20 protein-coding genes are annotated in these 20,217 nt (G+C 47.2%); 14 read left to right on the plus strand and 6 right to left on the minus strand.

Annotated elements, in window-relative coordinates:
* Positions 1 to 64: 64 nt before the first annotated feature.
* Positions 65 to 1,789, minus strand: coding sequence for a phosphoenolpyruvate--protein phosphotransferase (ptsP, locus tag EXG77_RS03840; RefSeq protein WP_023469128.1), 1,725 nt, complete (start codon positions 1,787 to 1,789; stop codon positions 65 to 67).
* A gap of 353 nt (positions 1,790 to 2,142) precedes the next feature.
* On the opposite strand from ptsP, the gene EXG77_RS03845 reads away from it, so the two are divergent.
* From EXG77_RS03845 to EXG77_RS03850, 3 genes are read left to right on the plus strand one after another with little or no spacing between them, the layout of a single operon-like run.
* Complete coding sequence (locus EXG77_RS03845; protein WP_023469127.1) at positions 2,143 to 3,555, plus strand: leucyl aminopeptidase; 1,413 nt, start codon at positions 2,143 to 2,145, stop codon at positions 3,553 to 3,555.
* A complete protein-coding gene (locus EXG77_RS16290; protein ID WP_023469126.1) occupies positions 3,552 to 3,722 on the plus strand; it encodes a hypothetical protein in 171 nt (56 codons plus the stop codon). The genes EXG77_RS03845 and EXG77_RS16290 overlap by 4 nt, the downstream gene beginning before the upstream one ends.
* Positions 3,703 to 4,371, plus strand: coding sequence for a DUF429 domain-containing protein (locus EXG77_RS03850; protein WP_035396398.1), 669 nt, complete (start codon positions 3,703 to 3,705; stop codon positions 4,369 to 4,371). Before EXG77_RS16290 ends, EXG77_RS03850 begins: the two co-directional genes overlap by 20 nt.
* On the opposite strand, the gene ytvI is transcribed toward EXG77_RS03850, so the two are convergent.
* Positions 4,351 to 5,475 carry a sporulation integral membrane protein YtvI gene (gene ytvI / locus EXG77_RS03855; RefSeq protein ID WP_035396400.1) on the minus strand — a complete coding sequence of 375 codons (1,125 nt, stop codon included), beginning with the start codon at positions 5,473 to 5,475 and terminating at the stop codon, positions 4,351 to 4,353. The two genes, EXG77_RS03850 and ytvI, sit on opposite strands and share 21 nt — an antisense overlap.
* A 93-nt stretch (positions 5,476 to 5,568) precedes the next feature.
* Between ytvI and EXG77_RS03860 the strand changes: the two genes are divergently transcribed.
* Entirely contained in the window at positions 5,569 to 5,754 is a 186-nt protein-coding gene (locus EXG77_RS03860) for a hypothetical protein (protein ID WP_035396401.1), read from the plus strand.
* Positions 5,720 to 6,607 carry a MazG nucleotide pyrophosphohydrolase domain-containing protein gene (locus EXG77_RS03865; protein WP_235515937.1) on the plus strand — a complete coding sequence of 296 codons (888 nt, stop codon included), beginning with the start codon at positions 5,720 to 5,722 and terminating at the stop codon, positions 6,605 to 6,607. Before EXG77_RS03860 ends, EXG77_RS03865 begins: the two co-directional genes overlap by 35 nt.
* A 41-nt stretch (positions 6,608 to 6,648) precedes the next feature.
* On the opposite strand, the gene EXG77_RS03870 is transcribed toward EXG77_RS03865, so the two are convergent.
* From EXG77_RS03870 to EXG77_RS03885, 4 genes are read right to left on the minus strand one after another with little or no spacing between them, the layout of a single operon-like run.
* Entirely contained in the window at positions 6,649 to 7,839 is a 1,191-nt protein-coding gene (locus EXG77_RS03870; protein ID WP_035396404.1) for an aminotransferase, read from the minus strand.
* Positions 7,836 to 8,333, minus strand: coding sequence for an Lrp/AsnC family transcriptional regulator (locus tag EXG77_RS03875; RefSeq protein WP_023469120.1), 498 nt, complete (start codon positions 8,331 to 8,333; stop codon positions 7,836 to 7,838). Before EXG77_RS03875 ends, EXG77_RS03870 begins: the two co-directional genes overlap by 4 nt.
* Before the next feature lie 4 nt (positions 8,334 to 8,337).
* Complete coding sequence (locus EXG77_RS03880; RefSeq protein ID WP_035396406.1) at positions 8,338 to 9,132, minus strand: glycosyltransferase family 2 protein; 795 nt, start codon at positions 9,130 to 9,132, stop codon at positions 8,338 to 8,340.
* A 56-nt stretch (positions 9,133 to 9,188) separates the two neighbouring features.
* Positions 9,189 to 9,428 (minus strand): NifU N-terminal domain-containing protein, encoded by a 240-nt coding sequence (locus EXG77_RS03885; protein WP_023469118.1) that lies wholly within the window; start codon positions 9,426 to 9,428, stop codon positions 9,189 to 9,191.
* A 456-nt stretch (positions 9,429 to 9,884) separates the two neighbouring features.
* Between EXG77_RS03885 and EXG77_RS03890 the strand changes: the two genes are divergently transcribed.
* The 9 genes from EXG77_RS03890 (at position 9,885) to EXG77_RS03930 (ending at position 20,069) form a co-directional block, all read left to right on the plus strand.
* Positions 9,885 to 12,152 carry a ribonucleoside-diphosphate reductase subunit alpha gene (locus tag EXG77_RS03890; RefSeq protein WP_023469117.1) on the plus strand — a complete coding sequence of 756 codons (2,268 nt, stop codon included), beginning with the start codon at positions 9,885 to 9,887 and terminating at the stop codon, positions 12,150 to 12,152.
* An 18-nt stretch (positions 12,153 to 12,170) separates the two neighbouring features.
* Positions 12,171 to 12,659, plus strand: a complete 489-nt coding sequence (locus tag EXG77_RS03895) for a flavodoxin domain-containing protein (protein ID WP_023469116.1) — start codon at positions 12,171 to 12,173, stop codon at positions 12,657 to 12,659.
* Positions 12,628 to 13,671 carry a ribonucleotide-diphosphate reductase subunit beta gene (locus tag EXG77_RS03900; protein ID WP_023469115.1) on the plus strand — a complete coding sequence of 348 codons (1,044 nt, stop codon included), beginning with the start codon at positions 12,628 to 12,630 and terminating at the stop codon, positions 13,669 to 13,671. Before EXG77_RS03895 ends, EXG77_RS03900 begins: the two co-directional genes overlap by 32 nt.
* 436 nt (positions 13,672 to 14,107) lie before the next feature.
* The gene (yugI, locus tag EXG77_RS03905) at positions 14,108 to 14,500 is read left to right on the plus strand and encodes a S1 domain-containing post-transcriptional regulator GSP13 (protein WP_012371159.1); all 393 of its coding nucleotides are present in this window, start codon (positions 14,108 to 14,110) and stop codon (positions 14,498 to 14,500) included.
* A 136-nt stretch (positions 14,501 to 14,636) separates the two neighbouring features.
* Positions 14,637 to 15,803 (plus strand): iron-containing alcohol dehydrogenase, encoded by a 1,167-nt coding sequence (locus tag EXG77_RS03910; protein WP_023469114.1) that lies wholly within the window; start codon positions 14,637 to 14,639, stop codon positions 15,801 to 15,803.
* 113 nt (positions 15,804 to 15,916) lie between these two features.
* Complete coding sequence (locus EXG77_RS03915; RefSeq protein ID WP_023469113.1) at positions 15,917 to 17,266, plus strand: glucose-6-phosphate isomerase; 1,350 nt, start codon at positions 15,917 to 15,919, stop codon at positions 17,264 to 17,266.
* Positions 17,267 to 17,438: 172 nt separating this feature from the next.
* Complete coding sequence (gene ytkD / locus EXG77_RS03920; protein ID WP_023469112.1) at positions 17,439 to 17,912, plus strand: RNA deprotection pyrophosphohydrolase; 474 nt, start codon at positions 17,439 to 17,441, stop codon at positions 17,910 to 17,912.
* Positions 17,884 to 18,648: a S9 family peptidase gene (locus tag EXG77_RS03925; protein WP_023469111.1), complete on the plus strand. Its 765-nt coding sequence runs from the start codon at positions 17,884 to 17,886 to the stop codon at positions 18,646 to 18,648. Before ytkD ends, EXG77_RS03925 begins: the two co-directional genes overlap by 29 nt.
* A gap of 167 nt (positions 18,649 to 18,815) precedes the next feature.
* Positions 18,816 to 20,069: an EAL and HDOD domain-containing protein gene (locus tag EXG77_RS03930; protein ID WP_035396409.1), complete on the plus strand. Its 1,254-nt coding sequence runs from the start codon at positions 18,816 to 18,818 to the stop codon at positions 20,067 to 20,069.
* Positions 20,070 to 20,217: the final 148 nt, after the last annotated feature.

Genomic DNA, 20,217 nt, shown 5'->3' on the forward strand with positions numbered 1-20,217 from the left:
GTTTTTTTGTTGAATTAGACAAAAAAAGACGAACCTGGATTGTTCCAGATTCGTCTGACAGAACTTATTTTTTGATGTCGAAAGTCGTGCTGAGGAAGTCGACGACTTCTTCTGCTGTATCCATATCAAGCACTTGCTCAACGATTGCTTCACATTCTGACTTGTTGAGACGTGTCATCAAGCTACGAGCGCGAAGAACAGATGATGCTGACATTGAGAACTCATCGAGACCAAGACCAAGAAGGATTGGGAGTGCCAATTCTTCTCCTGCCATCTCACCACACATGCCGACCCATTTGCCTGCTTTGTGTGCTTCAGTGATTACGTTGTTCAAGAGGTTCAAGATCGCTGGGTTGAACGGTTGGTACAGGTATGATACTTTTTCGTTCATCCGGTCTGCCGCCATCGTGTATTGAATCAAATCGTTCGTTCCAACAGAGAAGAAGTCGACTTCTTTTGCGAACTGACGAGCCATGACTGCTGTTGCTGGGATTTCAACCATCATACCGACTTCGATGTCTTCCGATACCGTAACGCCTTCAGCTTGAAGGTTTGCTTTCTCTTCAAGGAGAAGTGCTTTTGCAGCACGGAACTCTTCGATCGTTGCGATCATCGGGAACATGACAGCGAGTTTACCGTATGCACTTGCACGAAGAAGTGCGCGCAATTGTGTACGGAACAAGTCTGTTTGGTCAAGGCAGAGACGGATCGCACGGTAACCGAGGAACGGGTTCATCTCGTGTGGGAGATCAAGGTACGACAATTCTTTATCGCCACCGATATCCAGTGTCCGGATGACGACTTTTTTATCGCCCATTGACTCGAGAACCGTTTTGTAAGCTGTGAACTGCTCGTCTTCCGTTGGGAACGTCTCTGCATCCATGTAGAGGAATTCCGTACGGTAGAGACCGACTGCTTCTGCACCGTTATCCAAAACGCCTTTGACATCGTTTGGTGTACCGATGTTTGCAGCGAGCTCGACGTGATGACCGTCAGCTGTCATTGTTTTTTCGTTCTTGAGTTTTTTCCACTCTTCTTTTTGTGCGATGTATGCTGCGCGTTTTGCTTCATACTCAGCCACTTGCTCTTCGCTTGGGTTGACGATGACGTCACCTTCTGCACCGTCAAGGATGAGAAGATCGCCGTGTTTCACGTCCGTTAAAACAACTTTTGTTCCGACGACTGCTGGGATTTCGAGTGAACGTGACATGATGGCAGAGTGCGATGTCCGGCCACCAATGTTCGTTGCGAAACCTTTAGCATATTTACGGTTCAATTGAGCTGTATCCGAAGGAGTCAAGTCTTCAGCGATGATGATGACTTCTTCATTGATTTGAGCTGGAGTGACGAACGTGATACCGAGAAGGTGAGCCATCGTCCGTTTTGTGACGTCACGAACGTCTGCTGCACGTTCGCGCATGTATTCGTTATCCATCGATTCGAAAATCATGACCATCATGTTTGCGACTTCATCGAGTGCTTTTGCAGCATTTGCTTGCTCGTCCTCGATTTTTGCGTTCACCTGACTGACGATTTCCGGATCTTCTAAGATGAGAAGGTGAGCCGAGAAGATCTCCGCTTTATCTGGACCTAATTCTTGTAAGGTATTTTCACGAATGACTTCGAGTTCTGTCTTCGATTTTGCGATCGCTGCTTGGAAACGTTCTTTTTCCGCAGCTGCATCCTCGATTTTGTGCGATGGAATCTCAAAGACCGGTGTTTCCATCACGAATGCTTTTGCAATCGCGATCCCTGCAGAAGCGCCAATTCCCTTGATATGTTGTGCCATGTGCATTACCCTCTTTTCAGTAAGTTTTTTTAACGCGACGACTTCGTTTCTTAGCTATCTATAGATACCCATAAACGCCTCTCTCTTAACGAGCCTTCTGCGCACTCTCCCTTGAATGAAAACGTAGACATTTCCCGGAACAGCAAACGCATCGTTTCTTGAAGTGTCTCAACATTTCACCTGTATAATCCTATCATATTGTGAAACGGGCAACAATTGTTTGAAACCAAGCATTTCGACAAATTGTCGAACAGAAGTAGTGAAAGCGTTTGCGGTAAGTCGAGAGGCTATCAGTTGGAAAATGACTGAAAACACTTCATACTAATAGATACTAGTCAAAGGGGGAGTTTTATATGCAAACGAATCAATCCGTAGATGTACTCGTTGTCGGGATTTCTGGAAATCAACCGCTCGATGAACGGTTACAAGCACTGTATGGTGACAAACTAGAAGAGTGGGTTCGTCAAGGCGATATTTCAACGAAACGAGGAGAACTACGTCTATTGCCAACATTAGCGGGCGACGTCGCACGTGTACTGTTCGTTGGACTCGGGAAAGTTGATCAGCTCTCGCAAGACGATTTACGCCGCTTGCTCGGAAAAGCGGCACAGCATGTCAAAGCACGTCGCTTAGAACATGTCACAGTCGATGCAACGACATTCCCAGGGCAACCAGTCGAGCTGATTGCCGAGACGTTCACCCTCGCTACATATGAGGTCAAACATTATAAGACGTCGCCTTCGAAAGCGTATACGTTACATCTGACGGTTTTACCTTCTGATGACGAAGCCGTCCTTCGTGGTACGGCCTTGGGCGAAGCGACGAACTTAGCGCGTCGTCTCGTAACGATGCCAGGGAATCTTTTGACGGCGCCAGCGCTTGCGGACGAAGCACGTTTCATCGCCGAACGTCATGGACATGATCTCCGAATCATCGATAAGGAAGAGATGGAAGCACTCGGGATGGGCGCCTTGCTTGCCGTTAACCAAGGATCCGTCATTCCACCGAAATTGATCGTCCTTGAATATAAAGGATCAGCAGAAGCACCGATCGCGGTCGTCGGAAAAGGTGTCACATTCGATACAGGTGGTTATTCCATCAAACCGAAAGACGGGATCGTCGGAATGAAAGGCGACATGGGAGGCGCAGCAGCCGTTCTTGGTCTGTTCGAAGCACTCGGTCAACTGAAGCCAGATGTTCACGTCATCGGTGTCATTCCAGCAACCGATAACATGATTTCCGGGGATGCCTTCAAGCCGGATGACGTCATCACGTCGATGGCAGGAAAAACGATTGAAGTCCTGAACACGGATGCGGAAGGACGGCTTGTCCTTGCTGACGCAGTCACGTACGTCAAAGAATATCAACCTAAAGCGATCATCGATCTCGCAACGTTGACAGGTGGTGTCCTTGTCGCGCTTGGAACAGAAATCACAGGTGCGTTGACAAACGATGCGTCACTTTACGAACGCTTTGAACAGGTGACGAAAGAGACGAATGAGATGGTCTGGCAAATGCCGTATGTCGATGCGTTCATTAAACAAGTCCGCCGTTCGGAAGTCGCAGACTTGAACAATTCACCAGGACGAATGGGACATATGATCTTCGGTGGTGCGTTCGTCGGTGAATTCGTCGGTGACACACCTTGGTTGCACCTCGATATCGCAGGAACATCGGAACAAAATCAAGCGTCTGAGATTGGTCCAAAAGGAGCGACAGGCGTCATGGTCCGTAGTCTGTACCGATTCGTCGAGCAAGAAAAATGAGACGCTGGAATCTACTCGGTGTCTTGTTGACGATTCTTACAATCGTCTGGTACTTGGATGCACGCGATCGTCTATCGCTCGGTCTCGCAACGTTCATCGGTATCTTCACCGTCTTATCACTACTGCGTTCTTTCCGGGAGAAGACGAATGCACGTCATCGGGATTGATGCGGCAAAGGCGGGGTGGGTCGTCGTTATGTACGAAAATGGTCGTTATACGGGATTCGTCGAACCGACGCTTACTCAGATTCCGCTAGCTGACCGGATCTGGATCGATATGCCGATCGGCTTGATGGAAGGACGACGGGAAACGGATCAACTGTTGCGACTGGAGCTACGACCTGGGCGGACGAGCAGTGTCTTTAATGCACCGTTTCGTAGTGCGTTGACAGCTTCTACCTATATGGAAGCAAATGATTTAGCCAAACAACATGCGGGGATCGGGCTTTCAAAACAAGCGTGGTACCTATTACCGAAAATCCGAGAAGTCCGCAGCGTATATCGAACGGAGATGATTGAAGCCCATCCGGAAGTCTGTTTCGCACGACTCGCCGGTCATCCAGCACGCTTTTCAAAGAAAACGACCGAAGGCATTGCGGAACGAATCGAATTACTCGAGCGCTTTGATTGTCCGCCGTTATGGGAACAGCGTCAGTCGCATGTTGCGGTCGATGATTGGCTTGACGCTTGTCTGCTTGCGACGGGCGCCCGTTTTCCGTGTGATTACTTGCCGGCGAGTCGACCGGTGGATCCGGAAGGATATCCGTTATATGCAGCTGTACCAAAAAAATCACCCTCACCGAAATGGTGTGGGTGATCCTTTGACGAAGTCCCAAATATAATGAAAAATCTGGGCGTTGTAGAGTGCTTTTAGGATGACAGCGATCAATGGTCCGAGAATCAGTCCGAAGACACCAAAGAATTTGATCCCGACGAACAGCGCAATCAACGCCGTGATTGGTTGAATCCCGATATTATCGCCGACGATTTTCGGTTCCATGATGTTACGCTGCAGAATGACGAGAGCGTATAGAATCCCGAGTCCAATCGCAAGTGTCGTATCGCCCGTGATGATTGAATAGGCAATCCAAGGCAGGAAGACGGAACCGGTGCCAAGATACGGCAAGATATCAAAAAAGGCAGCGATAAAAGCAACTGCGAACGGATGCTCGACACCAATGATGAACAAACCGATCAAAACGATGAAGAACGTGATCGTGATCAACGTGAGTTGCGCTTTGAGATAGCCGAATAAGGCAGATCGTAAGCTCAGGAAGACCGACTCGAAACGAGCGAACCAAGGAAGCATCTCATAGCGCTTCAATCGCATCTCGTACTGGTGCCAATCTTTTGCGATGAAAAACCAAGCAAGTAAGACAATGACGAAAATCAATGCAATCGATGGCAATGTCGCAAGGACCGTCTGTAGCATCATGGCGATACTTTTTGATCCTTCGCCAATCGCACTCGCAAGTGAACTACCGAGAGATTGGATACTGTTTTGAACCGTATTTTGTTGCGATGGCTCCAGTGAGCGTAAGGCTTCGGAAGCATCGTTCCAGATGGGTGCCAGTTTTTCATTGTACAGCTTTTGAAAATACAGGCTCAACTCTTGGATTTGCGCCGGTAATTGGTTGGCGACAAATACAAGACCGCGAATCAACTGCATGATGATCAAGGCGAGCGAACCAACTAATAAGCCACTGATCAAAATGATCGATAGCAACGCACCCCATCCACGATTGATCCGTAACCGCTTTTGGAAGAAATCGACGAGCGGACGGCTGAAAAGGGCAAGCAGAAACGCAAAGACAAACGGATATAAGATGGACGAGAGGCGGATGAGTAACCATCCACCAATTAAGAAGGCGAAGATCACCGTCAGGAACCGGGCCATTTGCCAAAGACGTTCAGTCGACACAAGCAACACCTCTTACTGGATTATGTAGAATTTATTGATATCATCATATCATGTTTAGGTAGATTACGAGTCATTCAAAAGGAGGAGATCTCGATGCGTAAAAGAGAAATCGGACTAATTGCTACGTTGATTGCTGCGACATCTGTCGGAATCCGGGAATGGAAGAAAAATCAGGCGTATGCACAACGCGTCAAACAAGAGACAGAAAGGCACGTACGCCAAGCAATCGTGGAGGGTCAGACAGATGGAACAGATGAAGACACTACAACAAAAGGTTGATGCGACGATTCGCTCACTCGGCGGTTATTTTCGACCATTGTCTGGTCTCGCACGCTTGACGGAAGAGGTCGGCGAAGTCGGAGAAGCACTGGAACAAAATGATTTAGAAGCCCTTCGCTTGGAGCTGGTCGACGTCTTGATGATCTCGACCTGTCTTGCAAATCAATACGTGACGAATCTTGAAGCACAGCATGAGACGCTCGGTACAGTAAATGATGATCAGGACGGTTCGTTTTATCGACTCGTTTATGAGGCCGGACAAATCGCACGTGTCATGAACGGTTATGAAGGGGATAAACCTCCGAAAGCGAAAGACACAATTGTTCCGATTGGTCATTCCTTAGCACGTCTGCAACGCGAACTGTTTCGGTTAGCACGACCACTTCAATTGGATTTACTGACAGAAATCGACCGGACGAATGAAAAGAATCTGAAGCGGGATAAAACACGCTTCGCGTTGACGCGTGATCCCATCACTGAAGAGACGATTGATCATTTCCGAAGTGCGACAGGAAGCGAGGCACGCCTCTGGGGAGCCCCTGTGTATGAGGAGAACCAAACGATCGAGGATAACATGGAAGCAGCATTGCCGTCACTCCGGCGTTTCCTCCGATGTGCGTCGATTGAGGGGATCGAGGCATTCGTCTTCGAAGCACCGATGGAACGCTCGCGTAGTTTGATTGAAGTGAAAGAACTAGCGGACGAAATGGGACGCTTGATCAAAGAGCGGACACCGCTTGACTTCAAGGATTCACCGTATCGCTTAGAAGTCTTTGCGCCACAACTCGGTCCGATCTCGCCGTATCATGCGGAAGACGACCATCGGATGTTTCTCGTTCTCTATGTAGACTAAAAAATGATCCGCCTGCTCCTTTGAGCAAGGCGGATCATTTTTTAGTGTGAATGAGACGATGCTGCCTCATCTTGAGTCTGCCGTTTTTTCATGAAGCGCTGAATCCGAGCGATCGCTTCTTGGAGTTGTTCAATCGAACTTGCATAACTTGCCCGGACATAACCTTCACCGCTTGCTCCGAAGACGGATCCTGGAACGACGGCGACGCGCTCAGCGAGTAGCAGTTGCTCAGCAAACTGTTCACTCGTCAGTCCGGTATGACCGATGTACGGAAAGGCATAGAAAGCGCCACCTGGTAAGTGTGTCGGAAGACCCGCATCGTTTAGCGCCTTAACGAAGTAGTTCCGGCGTTGCCGATAACTCGTCACCATGTCAGGGACCGTCTTATGACGAGAACGCAGTGCTTCAATGCCCGCGAATTGAACGAGTGTCGGGGCACACATCATGCCGTATTGATGGACCTTCAGCATCGATTGCGTGATCGCAGGTGGGGCGCAAGTGAAACCAAGCCGCCAGCCTGTCATCGCGAAGGCTTTCGAGAAGCCGTTGATGATGATCGTCCGCTCCCGCATACCGGGAAGGGTCGCGAAGCAGATTGCTTCCGTTTCGTAGGACAGTTCCGCGTAGATCTCGTCACTGATGACGTATAGATCATGCTTTTGGACGAGTAACGCTAGGTCCGCTAATTGATCACGCGACATCGTCGAGCCTGTCGGATTCGATGGGAAACAGAAAATGATCGCTTTCGTCTTATCTGTTAGCAACTGTTCGATCGTTTCCGGTTGAATCGCAAAACCATCTTCTGCGTGACACGCAGCAGCGACGGGAATGCCTCCAGCGAGTTCGATCAAGGGAGCATACGAAACGAATGCCGGTTCAACAACGATGACTTCATCTCCTGGATTGATCAAACTACGAAAGGCGAGATCAAGTCCTTCTGAGGCACCGGTCGTGACGATGATCTCTTCCGTCGTTGAATAGGAGATAGCGAATTTTTCTTGCATGTAAGTTGCAATTTCTTGACGTAGTTCTAGTAAACCGGCGTTGGCACTATACGCTGTATAGCCTTGTTCGAGTGCTGCGAAGCTCGCTTCGCGAACATTCCATGGCGTGACGAAATCAGGTTCGCCGACACCAAGGGAGATGACGTCTTCCATCGATCCTGCTAAATCAAAGAAACGACGGATGCCGGATGGGGCTAACTGTTCGACACGTTCAGATAGAGACTTCATGGAGACACCTTCAATCGTTTGTCGTCATCATCCTGACTGAAGAGGACACCATCGTGCTTGTAGGTCTTCAAGCGGAAATGGGTCGTCGTCGAGATGACGGAGTCGAGCGTCGATAATTTTTCCGAGACGAATTGAGAGACTTCTTGTAGCGATTTGCCATCAAGGACGACTTGTAAGTCATATGCGCCTGACATCAAATAGAGGGACGTCACTTCCGGGAAACGATGGATCCGCTCCGCTACCTCGTCAAAACCGCGTCCACGTTTCGGTGTGACTTTGACATCGATGAAAGCCGTCACGCCATGATGGGCATGAATCTTTTGCCAGTCGATGACAGCAGTGTAACCGAGTAGGACACCGTCACGTTTGAATGTCTCGATCGAAGCGGCTACTTCTGACGCTTCCCAGTCGAGCATTTGCGCAAGCAAGTCCAAGTCCATCGGACCATTTTGTGTTAATAATGCTAATAATTCGAGTTGTTTTTCGGTGTACATGGGATCACTCACTTTCTGTCAATTGACCATTGAAGGTACGGCGGGTCTGGCGCAATCGTTCGCGTCGCTCAGCCTGGACGATATGGAAGTTCTTCATTTCATTTGTCGGAAGTTGGTGTTTTTCAACGAGGCGTTCAAAAAAGACGCGTCGCGCTGCATCCTGACGTGCGGATTCATGATTACCTGATGGATTGAAAGCATATAAGACGGTCGCGCGCGCCGGGTGCAGTATTAAATGATCCTTGCCGACGCGTAAAATCCAGTCCCAGTCCCAGTAATTGAAGACGTCTTCGTCAAACAGACCAAGTTGATCGTGGAGCGATTTACGGTAGAGCGACCCGGACGGAATATATGTCGAGTCTTCTCGAATCGTCTCCGGATCGTACGGATATGCGAACGGCTCAGAATCAAGTGCGATCCGGTGATCGCCTTCCCAGCGATACGTAAAGAGCTCCGCGTCCGTATAGGTGAGATCAGCACCAGCTTCGAGATCGCCGACCGCTTCTTCGAGGTGACTCGGTAATAAGAGGTCGTCGTCGTCATGAAGTAAGATATACCGACCGGAAGCGAGCGTGACACCATGATTTCGAGCACGAACATGATGGTTTTCAGGTAACGCGACATAGGTCAGTTGAAGACGGTCCTGATAGGCAGCCGTCACTGCTGAGACATCGTCTCCATTATTGTTTAAGACGATGACTTCGAAGTCTTGATAGTGTTGACGCGTCAATGCTTCTAGCGCTTCTGCTAATTCACGAGGACGATTATACGTCGGAATGATGATGGATACGGTTGGCATCAGTGATCGCTCCTTGAACAAAGACACCTGTCCAGGAACAGGTGTCTTCTTGTTTTTTACATGTTTGCTTCAATGCGTGGTAGCAGTTCGTTCCATTCTGCTTCTGGTTCTTTCGTAACCGTCACGAAGTCGCCGTAAGCGAATAGATTGTCGATGCCATCAAGGGCGATCAGTGATGCGAGCAACGCATCTTCAGGTGTATCTTCTTTTTTGACACTCGTACTTTTAGCACCGAAGCGCTGTTCTTCGAGCGTGATTTTGACGGAATTCGGATTTGGTGTGTAATCGACTTGCATGAGGTAAGCTCCTTTCAACGTACATACGTATATGCCGTCTTTTCGTGATAGATGGATGGAATCCTTCTTCCTGATAGACGGAAGATCGATACGTTCAGTATATCAGAAAATTCGAAGAGAATATTTTTCTTCTAGTAGGAGAAATGGACCATCTTTGTTTTAACGGTTCACTTGACCTTATAATGCATTTTACTCGCTATCTCAATATATCTCAAAAGGCGTCATGATGCCTTTTTCAAATTGTTTTACCTGAATTTCAAAGCAAGGGGTTATTTTTTTGAATTTCAATGATAACCTATATCTTGTAGATTAACAGGTTTAAAAACGCTAAAAACGTCTATATATAGAGTGAGAGTTGTAGAGTTCCTTCTATATGTAGGACGTCTTTTTTTAGTTTAGCGTATTTCATCGTCTAATGCGAACCTGTTTAACGATAGAGAATGGGAGTGGTTCATAGTGGCATCTCCACTGAATACAGCACGCATCTTTAAAGGTGCAATGACAATAGAAGACGTATATGTCGTGATTAGACAAGCAACGGAAACGTATCCGGAGCTTGATATCGACCGCTATACTGAACGTGCCATCCGAGCGCTTGAAGGAAAATCCCTACAAGCCGATCAAGTCTATGAACTGTTAACGATGCACGCACTCGATATGTTAAAGGCAGAAGAGCCGAACTGGACATTCGTAGCGACAGCGACTTACTTAAATCGGTTATACCTTGAAGCAGGTGAAAATCGCGGATATGCAGCAGAAGAACGGTATGGTTCGCTGTATACGCTGATTGAAAAACTGACAGAGATCGGCATCTTCACGAAACATTTACTAGATGCGTATTCGAAGGAAGACATCAACGAACTGTCGGCAACGATCGATCCATCCCGCGACCACTTGTTCACATACATTGGTCTTCGAACACTGGCAGACCGGTACCTCGCACGTGATCACGTCAAAAACTTGTACGAGCTACCACAAGAACGATTCATGGTCATCGCGATGACACTGATGCAAAACGAACCGAAAGAACGTCGTTTAGAACTCGTCAAAGAGTCTTACTGGGCATTGTCGAATCTCTACATGACAGTTGCGACTCCGACGCTTTCGAATGCTGGTAAGTCTTACGGTCAACTTTCTTCATGTTTCATCGATACAGTCGATGATTCGCTACGCGGCATCTACGACTCGAACACGGACGTGGCGACACTTTCTAAAGGTGGCGGCGGAATCGGCGTCTACATGGGTAAGATTCGCTCACGCGGCTCAGACATCAAAGGCTTCAAAGGTGTCTCAAGCGGTGTCATCCCGTGGATGAAACAATTGAACAACACGGCAGTCAGCGTCGATCAGCTCGGTATGCGCCAAGGATCGATCGCGGTGTACCTCGACATCTGGCATAAAGATATCCTCGAATTCCTGGACGCGAAGCTCAACAATGGGGATGAGCGACTTCGGACACACGACTTGTTCACAGGTGTCAACTTACCGGACCGTTTCATGCGTGCCGTCGAAGCACGAGAAGACTGGCATTTGTTTGACCCACATGAAATTCGTACCGTTATGGGCTTCAGCCTTGAAGATTACTTCGATGAGACGGAACAAGGGGGCAGCTTCACGGAACGATACGAAGCGTGTGTCAACGAACCGCGTCTCAGCAAAAAAACAGTTCCGGCAATCGATCTCGTCAAACGCTACATGCGTTCGCAACTCGAGACCGGGACGCCATATATGTTCTTCCGTGACGCCGTTAACCGTGCGAACCCGAATAAACATGCAGGGATGATCTACTCGTCAAACCTGTGCTCGGAAATCATGCAGAACATGAGCCCGACGACCGTGACGGAAGAATACACGGAAGACGGTAAAATCATCGTCACGAAGACACCAGGGGACTTCGTCGTCTGTAATTTATCATCGATTGCACTTGCACGTGCAGTTCGTTCTGACGTCTTAGAGCGATTGATTCCGATTCAAATGCGGATGCTTGATAACGTCATCGACTTGAATACGATCGATGTTCCGCAAGCGCAATTGACGAATCAAAAATACCGTGCTGTTGGTCTTGGCACATTCGGTTGGCACCATCTGCTTGCACTCGAAGGTATCCGTTGGGAATCGGTCGAAGCGGTACAATACGCAGACCGTCTCTACGAGAAGATCGCTTACTTGACGATCGATGCGTCGATGCAACTTGCGAAAGAGAAGGGTGCGTACCGTCTCTTCGAGGGTTCAGAATGGCAAACAGGAGAGTACATCAAACGTCGCCACTATAAAACGACGGATGAACTTGATTGGGATCGTCTCCAAGCGGACATCACGGCGTACGGAATGCGTAATGCTTACTTGATGGCAGTCGCACCGAACTCATCAACGGCGATCATTGCGGGTAGTACGGCATCGATTGATCCAATCTACAAAAAAGTCTACTCGGAAGAGAAGAAAAACTATAAGATTCCAGTCACTGTTCCGGATTTAACACCGGAAACGAACTGGTTCTATAAATCAGCGTTTGAGATTGACCAACTATGGAGCATTCGTCAAAATGCTTCGCGTCAGCGTCACATCGACCAAGCGATCAGTTTCAATTTGTACGTGAAAAATAACGTCAAGGCGAAAGAGTTACTCGAGATGCACATGGAAGCATGGCAACTCGGGATGAAGACGATCTACTACACGCGTTCAACGACGGTTGAAATCGACGAATGTGAATCGTGTTCATCATAAGATAAGGAGGACGATATCATGAAGGCAGCAATCGTATATGCGTCATTGAGTGGAAACACGGAGGAGGTGGCAGAACTCGTCGCGAAGACGTGTTCTGAGATGGGAATCGAGCCGACGATGTTGTTTGCGGATGAAGTGACGACGTATCAGTTAATGCCTTATGATATCGTCTATTTTGGTTCGTATACGTGGGGAGATGGGCAACTACCCGACGATATGCGCGATTGTCTCAGAACCGTTCTAAAGGAGAGTTCGCATGCGATTCCGCAGGCAGCTGTTTTTGGAACAGGGGACAAGATGTTCGTCAAATATTGTCGCGCCGTTGATGAGATGGCGTATCATCTCTCGAAATTCGGGGTGCCGCTTGCCGGCGAACTATTGAAAATCGAGCAGTCACCACGCAATCGCCCACATCTCGTCAAGGAATGGACGAAACGGACCATTCTTCAATTACAGCAAGAAGGAGTCGAAGCACATGGAACAGCTACAAAAAATCAAACTGCTTGATGCACGTCATCCGAATCGCGCGACAGCAATCATCGGTGGCGAAACGAGTGCCATCGTAAACTGGAACGATATTGCGTATCCACAGTTTTATTCGATCTACAAACAACTGTTATCGAACTTCTGGATCCCAGATGAGATCTCGATGTCGAAGGATATGCAGCAGTGGAATCAATTGAGCGAACGGGAACAGGATGCCTTTAAACGAATCATCGGGCTACTCTCGATTCTTGACTCGGTTCAGACACGTTATATCTTGGAATCGGCAATGTTCACATCGGATTCATCGGTTCACGCGATTCTTGCGATCGTTGCGCAACAGGAAGTCGTTCATAATCAATCGTACAGCTACGTCTTATCCAGCTTGGTTCCATTGGCTGAACAAAACCGGATTTTCGATATCGCGAAAGACGATGATATGGTCATGAAGCGTAATGCATTCATCCTTGATTTATATGAAGATTTCCAAAATGACCGGACTCCAGAGAATTTCGCGAAATCGCTCGTTGCTTCGATCGTTCTTGAAGGGATCAATTTCTATTCTGGCTTTGCTTTCTTCTATAACTTAGCACGTCATCAAAAGATGGTCGGAACATCGACGATGATCAGCTACATTCAACGGGATGAATTACAACACTCGTACTTCATCAGCCAATTGTTACGTGCTGTCCTGTCGGAGCATCCAGAAATCGATGCCGATGGCTCCTTCACACAATTCGTCTACGACACGTTCAAGCGTGCCGTCGATCTTGAAATCGAGTGGAGCGAATATGTCTTGCGTGATCTAGACGGTCTTGATGTCAGTGAAATGCGTGATTACGTTAAATATCTCGCAAACAAACGTCTTCGCGTCATCGGTTTGTCGGATCTTTATGAAGGGCACGACGAAGATGTCATGCCATGGATTCGTGCGTATTCAGATGATTCGATGAACGCGACAAAATCGGACTTCTTCGAACAAAAATCACGTTCGTATGCGAAAGTAACGGATGCGAATGGATTCGACGATCTGTGAGTAATAAATAGATCAATTGATGATTGCTTCTACTCTATATTTCCTTTACGCTAGGACAGGCGAGGTTCTGCTCGACTCCTGCGGAAAAACAAGTCATCATGACCCTGGAAGATGCGACGCATCTAAAGCGGCATGAGGGCTTGTCCGCGGAAAGCGAGCAGACCGAGACTGTCCGTTTTTTTTGATAGTCTTATCTGTCTTTCGTCTTTCTCGTTTCAAGCATTACTTTTCTTTGTCACTTAGGTCAATTCAACAAAAGAACAAAAAAAGGGCCGAACTCGGAAAGTTCGGCAGAATCAGGGGGAATACTTGAAGTCTTGCTACTAAAATGTTCCCTTGTGAAATAAAAAATAAACAAATTCCAAAAATATTTTTTACGATACAAGAAAAGTGTGTTATTATAAGTTGATGAATTTAGTTAGGGAGTGTATACATTATGGCAAACTTTGAAAAAGACCAAGTCGTTACTGGTAAAGTAACTGGTATTCAAAACTTCGGTGCTTTCGTAGCACTTGACGAGCAAACACAAGGTCTCGTCCACATCTCAGAAATCTCACACGATTACGTAAAAGACATCAACGATTACGTAAAAGTTGGCGATGAAGTAACTGTTAAAGTTCTCGACATCGACGAAGCTAACAAAAAAATGAAGCTTTCGATCAAAGCAACTCAGGAAGCTCCAAAACGTGAAGCACGCGCGAAAGGTCCACGCAAAAACGCTGGACGTCGCGATGCAGGTCCTGCTTTCAAACAAGAAGAAGCACCTGGATTCAACGTTCTTAAAGGTAAATTGGAAGAATGGATTGAAAAATCAAACTTCCAAAAATAAGCCACATGAGAGAATCGACATCGGTCGGTTCTCTTTTTTTATGCGATTTTTACATAGAATAAGCATTAAATTAGATGCGAAAGGGGAATGTGTGGATAATGTAAGGTGTTCATTACTTATTGAGGAGGCAACACAGATGGAAAACTTTGAATATCGCAATCCAACAAGACTTATTTTTGGTGACGGTCAAGTCAGCCAACTGAAACCACAACTCGAAGCACTCGGTGCAAAGAAAGTCATGCTCGTCTTCGGTGGCGGCAGTATTAAACGTAATGGCGTTTATGATGATGTCACACGTGAACTCAACGCGGCAGGAATCGAGTACGTCGAATGCGACGGTGTCGAACCGAACCCGCGTATCGAGACAGCAGAGCGCGGTATCAAAATTGCACGTGAAGCAGGCGTTGACGCATTGCTTGCACTCGGTGGCGGTTCTGTCATCGACTGCACGAAATTGATTGCTGCTGGTATTCCTTATGAAGGCGAAGCATGGGATCTCGTCATCGGCAAAGCAACACCAGAGACAGTCATTCCATTCGGAACAGTCTTAACGCTTGCAGCAACAGGTTCTGAGATGAACTCAGGATCCGTCATCACGAACTGGAAGACACAAGAGAAATACGGTTGGGGAAGCCCGCTTACGTTCCCGACATTCTCAATCCTTGATCCGAAGTACACAGTCAGTGTGCCAAAAGATCAAACAATCTACGGTATCGTCGATATGATGAGCCACTGCCTCGAGCAATACTTCCACCCTGCGCATGCGCCGGTCCAAGAACGGATGACAGAAGGTGTCATGAAAGCAGTCGTCGAAGCAGCACCGAAACTCGTCAACGATCTCGAGAACGTTGAACTTCGTGGCACGATTCTCTTCGCTGGTACGATGGCGCTCAACGGTGTCCTTCAAATGGGCGCACGTGGAGACTGGGCATCACACAACATCGAGCACGCGGTTTCAGCTGTTCACGATATCCCGCACGCAGGTGGACTTGCGATCCTCTTCCCGAACTGGATGCGCCACGTACTCGACGAATCAAACGCACATCGTTTCGTCACACTCGGTGAGAACGTCTTTAACGTTGATACGGAAGGTAAATCAGAGATGGAAGCAGCACACGCGACAATCGACGCAATCAGTGCTTTCTGGACATCACTCGGTGCACCGAATCGTCTCGCTGATTACGACATCAAAGAAGATACAGTTGACGCAATCGTCAAGTCAGCAATGACACGCGGCGACTTCGGAAACTTCAAATCACTTGGAAACGAAGACGTTCGTCAAATCGTGACAGCTGCCCTATAACAATCTGTAACATTTGCTACTCATTTCACAAAAGACTTGAACGACCTTCCTTCTTGCGTTTTAATGAAAAGGAAGGTCGCATTTCGTTGCGAATGAATAAGGAGGACGATGGCATGTCAACAGTACGTTTTGATTATTCGAAAGCCCTACAATTCGTAGGTCAACATGAAGTAGATCATATGGCGGAAACGGTAAAGACGCTTCACCATGCGATTCATGCAGGAACAGGTGCAGGAAGTGATTTCTTAGGATGGGTAGATCTTCCGACGAATTACGATCAAGCGGAATTTGCACGCATCCAAGCGTCTGCAGAAAAAATCAAGTCGGATTCTGATGTGTTGTTAGTCGTCGGAATCGGCGGTTCGTATCTCGGAGCGCGCGCTGCGATCGAGATGCTCGGACACTCATTCCATAACTTGTTATCAAAAGAAGATCGCAAAGCACCACAAATCATCTATGCAGGTCATAATATCTCATCGACGTATCTGCACGATTTATTCGAAGTCCTCGAAGGAAAAGATGTATCGGTCAACATCATCTCGAAATCGGGTACGACGACAGAACCAGCAATTTCGTTCCGTCTCTTGAAATCGTTCATGGAAGAGAAATACGGTAAAGCAGAAGCCAAACACCGGATTTATGCAACGACGGATAAAGCGCGTGGTGCATTAAAAACACTCGCAGACTCTGAAGGATACGAGACATTCGTCATTCCGGATGATGTCGGCGGCCGTTTCTCTGTGTTGACACCGGTTGGTCTATTACCGATCGCAGCAGCTGGTATTTCAATCGAAGAGTTGATGCAAGGTGCCCGTGACGCGCAAGAGCGCTACGCGAGCGAAAACCTAGCTGACAACGAAGCGTATCAATACGCGGTCGTTCGAAATGCGCTCTATGCGAAAGGGAAGACGATCGAGCTTCTCGTCAACTACGAACCAGCACTTCATTATGTGTCAGAGTGGTGGAAACAATTATACGGCGAGTCAGAAGGAAAAGACTTCAAAGGGATCTTCCCAGCAGCAGTCGACTTCTCGACGGATCTTCACTCGATGGGACAATACGTCCAAGAAGGTCGTCGTGACCTGTTCGAGACAGTCATCAAAGTCGGTCAAGCACGTCATGCATTGACGATCGAAGAAGATGCTCAGGATCTCGATGGATTGAACTTCCTTGCAGGGAAGTCGATTCAATTCGTTAACGATAAAGCAGCAGAAGGTACGTTGCTTGCGCACACGGACGGACAAGTACCGAACTTGACAGTCGAACTTCCAGAGATGACACCGTATCACCTCGGATTCCTGTTCTACTTCTTCGAAAAAGCTTGTGCGATGAGTGGTTATCTCCTCGGAGTGAACCCATTTGATCAGCCAGGCGTCGAAGCGTACAAGAAAAACATGTTCGCTCTTCTTGGGAAACCAGGATTCGAAGCAGAAAAAGCAGAACTCGAAGCACGTTTGAAGTAATATGAAACGACAGTCGATCGTTCCCTAGTGGAACATCGGCTGTTTTTTTGTCTTTAGCGGATGATAGTAGGCTATCATTTTCCAGATTTACAGGTAATCCTAGCGTTTTCACTTTTAGAATACCCGTGAAACAGGTAAAGTGAAGTTAGAAGAAGAAATGAGGTGCACGTACGTGATTACATTCTTGGATTATTATCAAAATCAAGTGGAGTTAAGTTTTGATGACCATCCGTTCTCGGATCGTCCCTTGCACGTATGGGTCATTGCCGTGTACGAAGGAAAATGGTTGCTGACCCATCATAAGCAACGTGGTTATGAATTTCCTGGTGGAAAGGTTGAACCAGGGGAAACGGCGGAAGAAGCTGCACGTCGTGAAGTGATGGAAGAGACAGGTGGGGAAATCGATTCCCTCTCATATGTCGGGCAGTATCGGGTTGCCGGAAAAGGCGATACGATCATCAAAAACATCTACTTCGCGCAAATCGGATCATTGTCGTCTCATCTTGCCGTGGATGAAACGGACGGTGCTTTTCTATTCGAGGAACTCCCTGAACGTCTCGATACGAATCGACAATACAGTTTCATGATGAAGGACCGTGTCCTTCCGGAGACGCTCCGTGTACTTAGCGAACGCCGATTGGTTTGAACTTCCGCGGCAAGGTCCGTTTCGGACGTTTCGGATGTTTTATACCACAGCGGATGGAGAACGGGTCGGTGCCTATATCGTACTCCCGCAAGTTGCGAACGGTCAGGGAATTCTCTACTTGCGTGGTGGAACGCGTTCGATCGGAATGGTCCGACCGACTCGATTGCTCGCGTTCGCACAGGCAGGCTTTTTTGTCATGGCACCTTTCTATCGAGGGAATCTAGGCGGCACGGGAAAAGAAGACTTTGGACATCACGATATCGAAGACGCCTGCAGCGCCTTTGACTGGTTACAGCAACGTGTTTCGCATGTTCACGCATTTGGATTTTCACGTGGTGGACAGATGGCACTGCTCCTGGCGCATCACCGTCCAGTCGCTCGAACGGTTTCCTGGGCAGGGGTGACGGAGTTGACGTGGACGTATGAAGAGCAGAAGACGATGCAAAAGATGCTGCGGCGATACACGGGAGGTACACCAGATACGGTTCCTGATGAATACGCGGTTCGCTCGCCGCTCCATGTCGAACCTCAAGGTGAAGTGTTATTGATTCACGGTGCGTATGATGAGAACGTTCGTTTACGCCACGCGACGGCTTATGCCGCACGTTATTCCGAAAAAACGATGCTTCAGACTTATGCCTATGCCCATCAATTTCCGATTCATGACAAGTTGCGTGTGACGCGGAATGTGTTGAATTGGTTTGAGACTGGTATATGGAATCCGGATGAAAGGTGATAGTTCAAGCAGTACGACCAATGTCGTGCTGTTTTTTTGTGTTACGGAAAATGGCATAGAATTAAAAAATAAGAACATTGATATGTTGTAAAAAACAATAATCTCCTAAAAAGTAAACTTTGATATAATAGATGACATCAGAGAAGAATAGAGGGGGCATGAGAACGATGGATATCTTATTAGCACGTCAACCCATCGTTAATCGAGTAGGTTCGATTGATGCATTTGAACTATTGTATCGTTCGATTGAACAAATCAGTGTGTTTGATGGTGATTTAGCGACGATGGATGTTTTGACGAATACACTTGTTCATATGGGAGTAGATCATGTAGCAGAAGGCAAGAAGCTATTTGTTAATTTCACGGCAGAGCTGTTGAAAAGTGACTTGATTCATTATTTGGATCCAAGCCAATTCGTCATTGAAATTCTAGAAACAGTTGAGATCGATACAGAGATGCTGTCTGTTCTACATAGTTGGAAAGACGCGGGCTTTACGTTAGCACTCGATGATTTTGTGACGGATTTACTCCGACAGCATGGAGCGGAATTGTTTGAGTTGATCGATTTAATTAAAATCGACATCGAGACGATTTCCCCTCGCGAGCAAAGTGCTATCCTCCATATTGTTCGTCGCAATTATCCTCATATCCGAATGTTGGCTGAGCGTGTCGAAACGCACGAAGATCATACACGGTGTCTTGACATGGGATATGACTGGTTTCAGGGATATTTTTATGCTAAACCGATGTTGATGAAAGGAAAGGCGGTCCCACCGCAACTACCGGTTTTGTTAAAAATGTTGAAATGGCTCGATACGGATGAAAAGTACGATGAGGTCGTTGATGAGATTGAAGCGAATCCCTATATTAGTATTCAAGTGTTACAGCTGATCAATTCTCCAGGAATGGGTTTACGCAATACCGTCAGTTCCGTTCGTCAAGCGATTTCACTGCTTGGCTTTTCGCAACTCAAAAGTTGGATTTCGTTGATTGTTTTACGTGAGATGAAGCTTGCTAGTCCTTATGAGTGGTCAAATGAGTTATTACGGTCCTCTTTACACTGTGCGAAGCTCTGTGAACTCTTTGCTACCGAAACCCGAACACTACAACCGGAGAGTGCTTACATGATTGGCTTGTTATCGCACATCGATGCGTTATTATCTGTTGATATTGACGATATCATCGATCAATTGCCACTCGAAGATTCTCTGAAGATTGTTCTACAAGGAAAGGATCATCCGTTTCGGGATTGTTTAGTGCTTGCGATTAGTGCAGATCGAGGTGATTTTGATCAGTTTGAACTGCTGAGTCAGCGTTTAAATGTATCACTTCCGCGAGCCTATGCATTACTGACGGAAAGTCAAGAGTGGCTCATGCAGCGAGAAAAACATATTCAAGAAGAGTCAGACTCGATCATATAACTAAAAAAGAGTTTGAAGACTTTTTTCTAGACATAAGACGACGTGTAATCATTCTCTTAACTGAGTAGGATTACACGTTTTTATTCGTCTCGAATCGCCTAATAGGAAGAATTTCTAAGGATTAAGGAGTAACTAAAAAATCTGAGTC

This window comes from Exiguobacterium sp. OS-77, from assembly GCF_000414195.2.
Lineage (GTDB): Bacteria > Bacillota > Bacilli > Exiguobacteriales > Exiguobacteriaceae > Exiguobacterium_A > Exiguobacterium_A indicum.